9 protein-coding genes and 1 other RNA gene are annotated in these 13,013 nt (G+C 61.1%); 3 read left to right on the top strand and 7 right to left on the bottom strand.

Annotated features, from left to right (window positions below; all coding sequences use genetic code 11):
- Nucleotides 1-77: 77 nt before the first annotated feature.
- The 3 genes from LOY69_RS09575 (at nucleotide 78) to LOY69_RS09565 (ending at nucleotide 2,439) form a co-directional block, all read left to right on the top strand.
- A complete protein-coding gene (locus LOY69_RS09575; protein ID WP_102878994.1) occupies nucleotides 78-944 on the top strand; it encodes a LysR family transcriptional regulator in 867 nt (288 codons plus the stop codon).
- A gap of 119 nt (nucleotides 945-1,063) precedes the next feature.
- A complete protein-coding gene (locus LOY69_RS09570; RefSeq protein WP_110652557.1) occupies nucleotides 1,064-1,615 on the top strand; it encodes a kinase inhibitor in 552 nt (183 codons plus the stop codon).
- A 5-nt stretch (nucleotides 1,616-1,620) separates the two neighbouring features.
- Nucleotides 1,621-2,439, top strand: a complete 819-nt coding sequence (locus LOY69_RS09565) for a helix-turn-helix transcriptional regulator (RefSeq protein ID WP_102878992.1) — start codon at nucleotides 1,621-1,623, stop codon at nucleotides 2,437-2,439.
- A gap of 10 nt (nucleotides 2,440-2,449) precedes the next feature.
- On the opposite strand, the gene LOY69_RS09560 is transcribed toward LOY69_RS09565, so the two are convergent.
- The 7 genes from LOY69_RS09560 to smc form a co-directional block, all read right to left on the bottom strand.
- On the bottom strand, nucleotides 2,450-2,953 hold the full coding sequence (locus LOY69_RS09560) for a GrpB family protein (protein ID WP_265074424.1): 504 nt from the start codon (nucleotides 2,951-2,953) through the stop codon (nucleotides 2,450-2,452).
- Nucleotides 2,954-3,061: 108 nt separating this feature from the next.
- Complete coding sequence (locus tag LOY69_RS09555; RefSeq protein WP_110652555.1) at nucleotides 3,062-4,003, bottom strand: class I SAM-dependent methyltransferase; 942 nt, start codon at nucleotides 4,001-4,003, stop codon at nucleotides 3,062-3,064.
- A gap of 366 nt (nucleotides 4,004-4,369) precedes the next feature.
- Nucleotides 4,370-4,466: signal recognition particle sRNA small type (ffs, locus tag LOY69_RS09550), an RNA gene on the bottom strand.
- Between the two features lie 162 nt (nucleotides 4,467-4,628).
- A complete protein-coding gene (locus tag LOY69_RS09545; protein WP_265074423.1) occupies nucleotides 4,629-5,795 on the bottom strand; it encodes a putative zinc-binding metallopeptidase in 1,167 nt (388 codons plus the stop codon).
- A gap of 118 nt (nucleotides 5,796-5,913) precedes the next feature.
- Nucleotides 5,914-8,286 carry an NAD-dependent DNA ligase LigA gene (ligA, locus tag LOY69_RS09540; protein WP_123392352.1) on the bottom strand — a complete coding sequence of 791 codons (2,373 nt, stop codon included), beginning with the start codon at nucleotides 8,284-8,286 and terminating at the stop codon, nucleotides 5,914-5,916.
- A gap of 124 nt (nucleotides 8,287-8,410) precedes the next feature.
- Nucleotides 8,411-9,265, bottom strand: coding sequence for a cell division protein ZipA (zipA, locus tag LOY69_RS09535; RefSeq protein ID WP_102878987.1), 855 nt, complete (start codon nucleotides 9,263-9,265; stop codon nucleotides 8,411-8,413).
- A gap of 257 nt (nucleotides 9,266-9,522) precedes the next feature.
- Nucleotides 9,523-13,011, bottom strand: a complete 3,489-nt coding sequence (gene smc, locus LOY69_RS09530; RefSeq protein WP_110596957.1) for a chromosome segregation protein SMC — start codon at nucleotides 13,009-13,011, stop codon at nucleotides 9,523-9,525.
- Nucleotides 13,012-13,013: the final 2 nt, after the last annotated feature.

The raw sequence follows: 13,013 nt of genomic DNA, 5'->3' as shown, positions 1-13,013 counted from the left end.
AAGAAACGCAGTCTCTCGCCCCCCATAACTCACCACAACTAACCGATACTGAGGCTACCCCTCACTGGAAATGAGCAATGGAACTGACCCAACTGAAGATGGTGAAAGCCGTGGCCCGCTCCGGCAGCATTGCCCGCGCGGCCGAGCAATTGCATTGCGTGCCCTCTAATATCACCAACCGCCTCAAGCAGCTGGAGAGCGAACTCGGTACCCCGCTGTTTACCCGGGTCGGGCGCGGGCTGAAGATCAGCCCGGCCGGGGAAATATTCCTCGGCTACAGCGAGCGAATCCTGGCTCTGGTCGACGAAGCCAAACGCGCCGTGGACAGCCAGGCGGAGCCCAGCGGATTGCTGCGCCTGGGCTCGATCGAGTCCTGCGCTGGCGGCCGCCTGCCACCGCTGCTGGCGCAATACCACCGACGCTACCCCAAAGTGAACGTGGAACTGGTAACCGGCACCTGGTCGCAACTCTTTGAAGAACTGCAACACCAGCGTATCGACGGCGCCCTGGTGGCCATCGATACCTTGCCGCCCAAGCTTCAGCAAACCGTGCTCTACCACGAGCCACTGGTGCTGATTTCCAGTGCAGGCACCGCCCCCATCCGCAGCGCCAGCGATTTGCAGGGGCAGAATCTGTTCATGTGGCCACCGGGCTGCCCCTATCGCCGCGCCCTGGAAACCTGGCTGGCCAGGCACGGCCTGAACCTGCCCATTACCGGGTATGCCAGCTGGGGCACCATTATCGGCTGCGTCAGTGTCGGTGCCGGCGTCTCGCTGATACCGGAAGGTGTGCTGGAACGCTATTCACAATCGGCGACCCTGAACGTGCAGCGTTTCAGCGACCTGCTGCCGGTGGACAACCGCTTTGTCTGGCACCAGGACGTGAAGCGCCACAGTGCACGGGATGCGTTTGCCCAGTTGTTGCGGGAACAGCTGGGAGCATGACGCCCTTTCCCGGCAAGCCGGCGAGCGTTTCGGCACAATGCACGAGCGCCCCGGCACAACAACGGACTCAGCCTGCCAATAGACTCGTCTTTCATCACCAACACCCAGACGAGCCCCTCATGAAAAACCGACTTTTACTCAGCGTGCTTTCCTTGGGTCTGAGCCTTGGCGCCCAAGCCGCCGAGTTCAGCATCAGCAGCCACGACATCAGCGACGGCCACCCCTTGAGCCCTCGTGAAGTGTTCCAGGGCTTTGGCTGCGAAGGCGGCAACACCTCTCCCGAACTGTCCTGGAAAAATGCCCCACCGGGCACCAAAAGCTTTGCCATCACTGTTTATGATCCGGACGCCCCCACCGGCAGCGGCTGGTGGCACTGGACCCTGGTCAACCTCCCGACTTCCACCCAGCAATTGCCCAGAGGTGCCGGTAGCGCCAACGGCGAGCAACTGCCGCCCGGCGCCATTCAGGGGCGTACCGATTACGGCCAACCCGGCTTTGGCGGCGCCTGCCCGCCAGTGGGCGATAAACCGCATCGCTATCAGTTCACCGTCTGGGCATTGAAGGTGGATAAACTGCCCCTCGATGCCCAGGCCAGCGGTGCATTGGTGGGCTACATGCTCAACGCCAACGCCTTGGCCAAGACCACACTGACCGCTACTTACGGACGCTAGTAACGATGAATGCCCCTGCTGGCCTGCAGCATCATGAAAGCCGTATCGACACCTGCGTCATCCGCGCCCGGCAAGCCCATGCCCTGCAACGGGTACCGATTTTCGTCAGTGCTCTGTGCCGGGTGCGCCAGGGCGAGAAACGCATGGAGTGGGACGACCGCCAGATGCGCGTGGGCGGCCAGCACCTGATCCTGCTGCCGGCGGGACGCGAAGTGGGCATCAGCAACTATCCGGGCGCGCAGGGTCACTACATCGCCGATGTCGTGACCTTTCCTGCCCCGGCCTTGCGGGCGTTCAGCCTGCGCTACCGCCAGCAGATCATTACCCGTCCCGGGCGCAGCGGCGCGGAGCTCTGCGTCCCCCTGGAGCGGCACACCGCCCTGGCCTGGGACAACCTGCTGGAGTGCATTGCCAGCGATGCACCGGACGCCCTGCGCAGCCACTACGGCGAAGCGGTGCTGCTGGCCCTGGCCCTTGGCGGCTGGGCCGGCCCATTGCTGCTGGATCGTCACGACCCACTGTGCGAACGGGTGCAACAGATCCTCATGAGCAACCCGGCGCGGGACTGGACAGTAGCCTGCGTCGCCGAGCGCCTGAACCTTGGGGCTTCCACATTGCGTCGCCAGCTGGCGAACGAGAACGACAGCTTCAGCAACATCCTCGAGAACGTCAGGCTGGGCCTGGCCCTGCAGTGGCTGCAAACCACGCCACGCCCCATCGGTGAAATCGCCGCAGCCAGCGGCTACGCCTCGGCATCACGTTTTGCGGTGCGCTTTCGCAAGCATTACGGGCTTTCGCCCCGAGAACTGCGGGCAGCTATCTAGCCAGCGCGCATCACTGCGACAGGCCATCCATCACCGCATCGATGAAGGGCGCCTTTTGCGCGAGATACTCGCCAATGCCCTCGCGATTGCCGGCTTCAAGCCGAAGCTTAAGATCCTGATATTGCTGACGGATGCCGCTGTCCTGACGCAACAGATCACGAAAACGCAGCATGCGCCCGATCTGCTCATGACCACAGATGCAGACATGCACTTTGTGGGTGCGCACACCCTCGACATCGCGGCGGTAAAAGTGATGCCCCGGGGACAGATCACTGCCCCGGACATAGCCCAGGGTCGCCATGAAGGCATTGCGCGCAGCCTCATCCCGGTGCTCCACGACCACGGCCAAAAGATCGATTTCCGGCTTGGCCGCCAGCCCTGGAACAGCCGTGCTGCCCACATGCTGAATATCCACTAGCTCGACGCCCAAGCCCTGGGCGATACGCGCTTGCTCGGCAGCGAAGGCCGCAGGCCAGTGATTGTCATACGCACAGATTTTACTGGTCAGCGCCATTGGCACTCCGTCCCTGGTAGCAAAAAAACGCGAGAGCTTAACTTCGATAGGCACCCCTTGGAATCCTCCAGGTCGCAGAAGCAGTCTTTGAAGAGGCCGTAGATGGCGCTACGCGCCTTCCCTGCGCCCATCAAACTCAAACCAGAAACTGGCGCCACCACTAACGGATCGGCCGTACATGAATTCGCTCAACAGGTCGTCATTGAAGTGCTTGTGATAGGCATTGCCATACAACAGCCGGGTTCGCGGGTTATCAATCAACAACGCAAGCAGAAGATACTGCTCGGTCCAATAGATCTGATGATCAATCACCCAACTCTGCGGCAGCGCAAAGGGAAGAAAGACATCATGCACATGGACAAAGATCTTCTTGGTTATTTTCGGCAGCAGGCGCAAGTAAATGTGCAGGCAGTCGCTACCGGTCTTCACCGTATGCGTGGAGTCGATAAAAAGGATATCGCCATCTTGCAGAATGGCGTTCAGGCACTCGACCGTCAGTTCCTGAGCCGGCCTTACCTGCAACTCAAGTGCACCCTCGGCCCCCAGCGCAGCAATGAACGGCCGCGGGAAGGGCTCGATGCAATGCAACCGCCCGACCGCGTTCCTGGACAATGCCTCCAAGGCAATCAGCGAAGAAAAACCACTGCCGATCTCGACAATGTTCCTCGGACGGATGCGCCGTATGTAGGCGTAGTAGGCCATGGCGTCACTGCCTGTGAACTGGCCGTTTTTCCAGAAGTACGAACGACTGTTTTCCTTATCCCCGGTTTGCGCCGGAGTGAAGTCGACCCCATATCGAATCAACTCGACAAGCTCTGCCCGCAGCTTGTCCCGATCAAATATTCCACAGTGCAAATACGGCGGCTCTGCTTCGCGGTATTCATAGGAGTTGAATGTCTCGGAAATCGATGGCGTGTTCGAGTAGAAGTTCACAGGAATCAAGTTAAGTCCATGCCCCTGCAAGCGCTCCCTGTCCTGCTGGTCAGCCCACAACAGTTTTTGCATCACGGGCAAAGCCGCATTGAATTCCTTATCCGTGAGGCGCGCCATCTTATCGACTTCCTTGTTCAAGCTACGTTGGATAAAGCAGAAGACCTGCTATAGGTCCTTTCCCTTTCGGAGAAACAGCGTAGACCGCTCAAGCCCGACGTGCAGCGCAGCGCTTTTGAACTGACAGCAAAAACTCTTGCCGATGGATAAGCCCCTGAGGCTCGCCACAAGCTGGCAAGGAGCAAAAGATATGCTTGAGAAAACGACGGACGCATAAGATCCAGCACCACGATTCGGAAGCTTTAGGCCGAGTGGCGGTACAACGTTAGGTAGGATCGAAGCGATATGGATATATCACGCCTTGCACCAGCGCATGGCAAAGGGTGAAAAACAGCTAGAAGAGAATCATTTGAAGATTGGAGGCAACCCCACCAGCCACACCCCGGCACACAATGTTCCCGCTGTGGCTGCTGCCTTCCGGCTCTGACCAGGTTCACGGGTAATCGTTGCGGGGGGACCGATGGGGTCACCATAACGACGTTCGCCTGACGGCGAGCCGCGCCATTGTACCTATCTGAGTTGAACTTACAACCGCTCGTTGCAGATTAAAAAATCCGATGAGCTTCAAGCACTTGGATACACCCCTGGGTGAAAGTCTTCCCCCATCGCCTGAAGGACGGTGGAGTCAGTCCAGGGACAGCACTTCGTCGGCACGGCCGCCTTCTTGCTGGATCACCAAATGAATGAAATGCAGCTTGGCAATCACCGCCGGCGGCAGGATGAAGGGGTAGAAATCCGGCTGGCCCATGCTGCGGGACAGTTCGTTGAGCATGCCAGCCAATTCGATCCAAGCGTTGATGAAGGCCAGGAACGCCGGTCCGCCAGGATGCTGCGGGTCGTACAGGCTGCTCAGGGGAAACGGCTGGTAGTCGAGATCGACGTCGCGGGCACTCATGCCAAAGCCCAGGGCGGTGTCCACCGCGTCCATCATGTGCAGGTAGTGAGCCCAGGTTTCCGCCCAGTCCTCCCAGGGGTGCATGGTGGCGTAGGCGCTGACGTGGCTTTGCTGCCAGCCGTTTGGCGCACCCTGCTGATAGTGCTGCTCCAGAGCCTCGGCGTAGCTGTAGCGCTCGTCGCCGAACAAGCTGCGAAACGACTCCAGCCAGGGGCTGTTGGCAATCAGCCGATCCCAGTAGTAGTGCCCCACTTCATGGCGAAAGTGCCCAAGCAGGGTGCGGTAAGGTTCATGCATCTGCGCCCGCACCCGCTCGCGATGGGCATCATCGGCTTCCTTGATATCCAGGGTGACCAGGCCATTGGCATGTCCGGTAATGGGCGTCCTTCCCTCAAGATCAACACCAAGGAAGTCGAAAGCCAGGCCCCGCGCTTCGTCGTCGCTCTTGGGGATCACTTGCAGCCCGAGGGCGATCAGTTGGGCGACCAGGCGGCGCTTGGCGATTTCCACTTTGCGCCAGCGCTCCGGATTCTCCGGGACGGACAAGTCGGGGATGGTGCGGTTGAGGCTGCAGGCTACGCACAGATTGCCGGTCAGGTGGGCCGGCAACAGCCAGTTACAAGCGGCGGGCGTGTCGAGGTTGGCGCAGCGCTTGAACGCCCCCGCATCAGGCTCGGCATCCAACACCCAGGTCCCGGCGGCGGGCCCTGGCTGCAGGGACGACAGACAGCCTGATTGCGGCGCATAACCGAGCAAGGCAGAGCACGCCAGGCACTGGCTGTTGCGAAAGAACAGCGACTGCCCACAGCGGCATGACCAGAGTTTGCTGTTGCGTGAGCGGTCACCGACGAAGGGCGCGGCGATCCGGGAACTGAGCTGCTCGAAGAAACGGTACATGACGCATCCTCCCTGGGGCTTGCCAAGACTAGATCATCCTGGCGGCCTCATCGTTCCCTCGGCCTGTCAGGAGCCGGCTTGCTGGCGAAACCATCGCTGCCCAGCCGGCTCCCAAGGATCACGCGGGGATGGGGATGCCGTGGTCGACGAGAAAGGCGACAAAGGCCGCTTCATCCAGGACCTTGAGCCCCAGCTCATTGGCCTTGGCCAGTTTGGAACCGGCTCCGGGGCCGGCGACGACGCAGTGGGTTTTCGCCGAAACGGACCCCGCCACCTTGGCCCCCAGGCTTTCCAGCTTTTCCTTGGCCACATCGCGACTCATCAACTCCAGGGAGCCGGTGAGCACCCAGGTCTTGCCAGCCAACGGCAGGCCTTCGACCACCTTCTTTTCGCTCTGCCAATGCATGCCAAAGGCCTTGAGCTGCTCTTCGATGGCCTGGGCCAACCGGGCATTGGCCGGGTTGTCGAAGAACTCCCGCACCGACTTGGCCTGCTTCTCCGGCAGGGCCTGGCGCATATCCAGCCAGTCAGCCGCAATCACGCCCTGCAGGGAACCGAACTTGTCTGCCAGTTTCTGCGCCGCACCCGGCCCCACCGAGGGGATATTGAGCTTGTCGAGCATGCCGCCCAACGTGGTGCTGGCGGCAAACTCTGCCCCCAGCTCGCCCTGATCCTGCAACACCAGGCCGCATTGATCCTCGGCCAGCAAGGCACCAATCACGCTCCGGTTATGACTGTCTTCGAAGAAGCTGTGAATCTCGTGGGCCACTTCCAGCCCCACATCCGGCAGGTAGGTCAGCACCTGGGGCAAAGCTTGCTGGACCCGCTCCAGGGTTCCCAGGGAACGGGCCAGGACCTTGGCGGTTTCCTCACCCACATCAGGAATGCCCAAGGCATAGATGAAGCGAGCCAGGGCCGGACGCTTGCTGTCCTCGATGGCCTTGAGCAGCTTGTTGCTGGAAACCTCGGCAAAACCTTCCAGATCGATGATCTGTTCGTACTTGAGCTGATAGAGATCCGCAGGCGAAGCAATGAGCTTTTCGTCCACCAGTTGCTCGATGGTCTTGTCCCCCAGGCCTTCGATGTCCATGGCTCGACGGGAAACGAAGTGGATGATCGCCTGCTTGAGCTGGGCACCGCAGGCCAGGCGACCGACGCAACGATACACCGCGCCTTCGCTGACGGTTTCCCGGCCCTTGCTGCGCTTGACCAGTTGCGTGCGTTCGACATGAGAGCCACAGACTGGGCAGCTTTGCGGAATCTGTACCGGCCGGGCGTTTTCAGGTCGACGCTCAACGACCACCTGCACCACTTGCGGGATCACGTCACCGGCGCGGCGGATGATCACCGTGTCGCCGATCATCAGCCCCAGGCGCGCCACCTCATCCATATTGTGCAAGGTAGCGTTGGACACAGTGACTCCCGCCACCTTGACGGGCTTCAGGCGCGCCACTGGCGTCACGGCGCCAGTGCGGCCGACCTGGAATTCCACATCCAGCAACTCGGTGAGTTCTTCCATGGCCGGGAATTTATGGGCAATGGCCCAACGCGGCTCCCGGGCACGGAAGCCCAGTTCACGCTGAGAGGCGATGCTGTTGACCTTGAACACCACACCGTCGATCTCATAGGGCAGCGCATTGCGCCGCTCGCCGATCTCACGGTAATAGTCCAGGCATTCATCAACCCCTTTGGCCAGGCGCAGCTCACGACTGATGGGCATGCCCCACTGCTTGAGTTGCTCCAGGTTGCCGATATGCGTGTCGGCAATGTCGGCGCTGACTTGGCCCAGGCCGTAGCAGCAGAACTCCAGCGGCCGGCTGGCAGTGATCTTCGAGTCCAGCTGGCGCAGGCTACCCGCCGCCGCATTGCGCGGGTTGGCGAAGGTCTTGCCGCCCGACTCCAGTTGCGCCGCGTTCAGGCGCTCGAAACCGGCCTTGGACATGAAGACTTCGCCGCGCACTTCCAGGGTCGCCGGCCAGCCGCTGCCTTGCAGCTTGAGCGGAATGTTGCGCACGGTACGCACGTTGACACTGATGTCTTCGCCGGTGGTGCCGTCGCCACGGGTGGCGCCCCGGACCAGCACGCCGTCCTGATACAGCAGACTGACCGCCAGGCCGTCGAGCTTGGGCTCGCAGCTGTACTCCACCGCCGCGCCACCACCGAACAGATCGCCCGCCGGCAGGTCCAGGCCCTCGTTGACCCGGCGATCAAACTCGCGCATGTCGACTTCTTCAAAGGCGTTACCCAGGCTGAGCATGGGGATTTCATGGCGCACCTGGGTGAAGGCCGAGAGCGCCGCGCTGCCCACACGCTGGGTTGGAGAGTCACTGGTGACCAGCTCCGGGTGCTCGGCCTCCAGGGCCTTGAGTTCGTGGTACAGGCGGTCGTACTCGACGTCCGGAATGCTCGGTTCGTCCAGTACGTGGTAACGGTAGTTGTGTTGGTCCAGCTCGGCGCGCAGCTCAAGAATGCGGGTTTCAGCGGCGGTCATGGGGGTTCTCTCATAAAGCAAAAGAGCAGCCTAGGCTGCTCGATCTGAAGATGGGGGCATGGGCTTCGCTGGCAAGCCAGTTCCTGCACAGTCAGCTCCTGCGAGAGGAGCTGACTGTGGAAGCTTAGCGCTTCTGGGTCAGAGCGCGGCGCTCGAATTCGACGATACGCTGGCGGTAGTGCTCGATGGTCTGGGCAGTCAGCACGCTGCGCTGGTCGTCCTTGAGTTCGCCATTGAGCTCCTGGGACAGCTTGCGCGCCGCCGCCACCATCACGTCGAAGGCTTGCTTCGGGTGACGCGGGCCAGGCAAGCCGAGGAAGAAGCTCACTGCCGGAGTGCTGAAGTGATCGATATCATCCAGATCGAACACGCCGGGCTTGACCGCATTGGCCATGGAGAAAAGCACTTCGCCATTGCCCGCCATGCTTTCGTGGCGGTGGAAGATATCCATCTCGCCAAAACGCAGGCCACTTTCAAGGATGTTCTGCAACAGTGCCGGGCCTTTGAAACCAGCGCTGTCGCGGCAGATCACACTGATCACCAGCACTTCTTCGGCCTGCGGCTGTTCCTTGTCGCTGTGACCGGCAGCCTTGCCTTCATCCGCCGGGAAGTCATCGTCGCGGCTACTGAAGCTTGGGCCGCTATCCAGATCCAGGTCCAGATTGAGGTCACCCTGATGAGGCTCGCCCCCACGCTTGCCGCGCTTGGACGAAGAACTATCCCGAGGCTCGCGGGCAGGCATGCTCACCGACGGCAGATCGTGCTCGTCCAGTTGCGGTTCTTTATGAGTATCCAGCACCCGAGGCGGACCCAGGAGTTCGGCACTGCCTTCATCGTCCGGCAGATTGGAAAGACTTCGATCAAGACGGAACTTCAACTTCCCCTTGCCGCCGCGCATACGCCGCCAGCCATCAAAAAGAATACCGGCGATAACAATAATGCCGATGACGATCAGCCACTCGCGCAGACCGATTTCCATGTAATCCCGTGCCTCTATAAAAAATGCTGAAAAATAAGGGGTTTACAATCTGCAAACCGCTTTAAAACGTGGCGCCAACTCTATGTTCTGAATGGCGTTTTGCCCACGCATAGGAAAAATTGACATTAAACTAGCACGACCAAAGGCAACTTTACACCGTCTGTCGCAACGGTTACGGCCAATATGTCGATTGGCCAGCTTGGTAATGGGAAAAATCCCCCGACTTGCCGTCCAATAGTCGCCTTAGTCGCCCGGACTCAAGCGTCCACCATCGCCATCGCCTCCTCGACATCCACGGCTACCAGGCGCGAACAACCGGGTTCGTGCATCGTCACCCCCATCAACTGATCGGCCATTTCCATGGCGATCTTGTTGTGGGTGATATAGATGAACTGCACAGTCTGCGACATCTCTTTAACCAATCTTGCATAGCGTCCAACGTTAGCGTCATCCAGCGGCGCGTCAACTTCATCGAGCATGCAGAATGGCGCCGGATTCAACTTGAAGATGGCGAATACCAGGGCCAAGGCAGTCAATGCCTTTTCGCCCCCCGAGAGCAAATGAATGGTGCTGTTCTTCTTCCCGGGAGGACGCGCCATGATCGTTACCCCTGTATCGAGTAGATCTTCGCCCGTCAGTTCCAAATAAGCGCTGCCGCCACCGAAAACTTTTGGAAAGAGTGCCTGCAAACCGCCGTTGATCTGATCAAAGGTATCTTTGAATCGATTGCGGGTTTCCTTGTCGATCTTGCGAATCACGTTTTCCAGGGTTTCCAGGGCCTCCACCAGATCGGCGTCCTGGGCATCCAGATAGCGCTTGCGTTCGGACTGCTGCTGATACTCGTCGATGGCCGCAAGGTTGATTGCGCCCAAGCGTTGAATTCTTGCCGCAATGCGCTCCAGCTCTTCTTCGGCGGCCTGCTCGCTGGCCTCCCCGGTCAGGGTCGCCAGCACGCCGTCCAGGTCGTAGCCATCGGCCAGCAACTGCTCCTGCAAGGTCTTGCGGCGCACGGTCAGGGCTTGCCATTCCATGCGTTGCTGTTCGAGCTGGCCGCGGATCAGTTGGGATTGCTGCTCGGCCTGGTTACGGCGCTTCTCGGCATCGCGCAGTTCGCGATCGGCATCTTCCAGGGCGATCTGCGCGGTCTTGAGCTCGACATCCACGGTCATGCGCTTTTCCAGCAGCTCTTCGAGCTTGAGGCGCAGTTCTTCCAGCGGTGCCTCGCCCTCCTCCAGGTTGAGGCTGAGCTGTTCGCGCTTCTCGGTCAGGCGCTCGGACTGCAGCTCCAGACGCTCCAGGGCCTGACGCGTGGAATCGTGCTGGGCCTTGAGAGAGCCCATGCGCACCGCCAATTGATGAGCGTGATCCTTGTGCTGGCGTGCTTCCTGGCGCACGCGATCAAGGCGCTCGCGCAAGCTGTCGCGCTGGGCCAACAGCAGCTCACGCTGCTCGGTGTCCAGGGCCATGCTGTCGAGGGCCTCCTGCAATTGCAGACGCGCCTCGCCCACTTGTTCATGCTCCAGCTCACGCTGCTCGCCGACCTCTACCAGCTCCTCATCGAGGCGGGTACGACGCAGATTCAACTGCTCGGCCTTGGCCTTGCCGGCGGACAGCTTGGCTTTCAACTCTCCCTGCTGGCGAGCCTCGTCCTGCAACAGGCGACGCAAGTGTTCGCGACCGTTCTCCTGCTGACGTTGCTGGGCCCGCAGGTTGAGCAATTGACTCTCCAGGGCTTCGACACTGGCTTCGCGCTCATCGCGCTCCAGGGTCAGTTGCTGGATTTCCTGGCCTCGCGCCAGCACGCCGCTTTCCGCTTCGCTGGCCCGCCGCACCCGCAGGAAATGCCGGCCGACCCAGTAGCCGTCGCGACTGATCAGGCTCTGCCCGGCTGCCAGTTGCCCACGCAAGGCCAGGGCCTGTTCGAGGTTTTCCACCGGTTTGACCTGCCCCAGCCAGGGCGACAGATCGACCGTGGATTCCACCTTGTCCAGCAAGCTGCCGGGCATGCGCAGCGCATCGCCTTGCAGGCTCAGCAGACGCAGGTCGCCTTGCTGGAAACCGGCCAGATCGATACCGGTGAAATCATCCACCAGCACCGCTTGCAGATCGGCGCCGAGCACGGTTTCCACCGCCAGCTCCCAGCCCGCTTCCACGTGCATGCCATCGGCCAGGCGCGGACGCTCGGCCAACTGCTGTTCACGCAGCCACTGTGCAGTACCGGTGCCCGGGTCCAACGCGGCTTGCTGCAGGGCCTCCAGAGACGCCAAGCGGCCATTGAGCCGCTGCAATTCACCCTGGGCCTGCTGCTGGGCCTGGGTCGCCTGCTGCAATTGCTGGCGCAGTTGCTCCAGGCGCTCGACCTGGGATTCCTCACTGGCTTGCAGGTCTTCCAGAGTTGCTTCGCTGGCGGCCAATTGTTCGTTGAGTTCGAGGATCGCCGCGTCTTCCGGGTCGGCCGAGAGCAATTCGCGCTCCTCCCCCAGGCGTCGCTGACGCTCGGCCAGCCGCTCCATGCTGCTTTCGAGCTGCTGGATGCGCGACTGCTGCACTTCCGCCTGGCGCCGCGGCTCGGCAGAACTCAGGTTGAAGGCGTCCCACTGCTCCTGCCAGCCGTGCATGGTGGTTTCGGCTTCTTCCAGGGTCGCGGCGGCTTCCTCGGCGGCGGCTGCAGTGACCTCCTGCTCGGGTTCGAGCATGGCCAGCTCTTCCCCGAGGGTTGCCAGCAAGGTGCGGTCGTGCCCCAGGTGCGACTCGGTTTCCAGGCGCGCACGTTCGGCTTCCTTGAGATCATCCTGCAATTGCCGCAGGCGCTGCTGGCCATGCTGGATGCTCTGCTCGACCCGGGCAATGTCGCCGCCCACCGAATAGAAGCGCCCCTGCACCAGATTGAAGCGCTCGGACAATTCATGGTGCCCGTCACGCAAGCGTTCGATAGCAGCATCGGCATTGCGCTGCTCAGCCACCAGGGCCTCGAAGCTGACTTCCTGGCTACCGATCACCGACTCGCGCTGGCCGACTTGCTCATTCAATGCCTGCCAGCGCAGAGCCGACAGTTGCGCCTTGAGCTGGCGCTCCTCGGCCTTGTATTCCTGGTACTTCTCGGCGGCCTGGGCCTGGCGATGCAGGCGTTCCAGCTGACGCTCCAGCTCTTCGCGCAGGTCGGTCAGGCGGGCGAGGTTCTCATGGGTGCGGCGGATGCGGTTTTCCGTCTCGCGCCGGCGCTCCTTGTACTTGGAAATGCCCGCGGCTTCTTCAATGAAGTTGCGCAGGTCCTCGGGCTTGGCCTCGATCAGCTTGGAGATCATGCCCTGCTCGATGATCGAGTAGCTGCGTGGCCCCAGGCCGGTGCCAAGGAAGATGTCGGTGATATCGCGTCGGCGGCACTTGGCGCCGTTGAGGAAATAGCTGTTCTGGCTGTCGCGTGTGACCTTGCGGCGAATGGAGATCTCGGCGTAGGCCGCGTATTCGCCCACCAGGGTGCCGTCGGAGTTGTCGAACACCAGTTCGATACTGGCCTGGCTCACTGGCTTGCGACTGGTGGAGCCATTGAAGATGACATCGGTCATCGACTCGCCACGCAGGTTTTTCGCCGAGCTTTCGCCCATCACCCAGCGCACGGCGTCGATGATATTCGACTTGCCGCAGCCATTGGGCCCCACCACCGCCGCCATGTTACTGGGGAAGTTCACCGTGGTCGGATCGACGAAGGACTTGAACCCCGCCAGCTTGATGCACTTGAGTCGCACGC

It is taken from the genome of Pseudomonas sp. B21-059, assembly GCF_026016285.1.
GTDB lineage: Bacteria > Pseudomonadota > Gammaproteobacteria > Pseudomonadales > Pseudomonadaceae > Aquipseudomonas > Aquipseudomonas danubii.
Note: the sequence above shows the minus strand (reverse complement) of the source record. Positions and strands in the feature narration are given on the sequence as shown.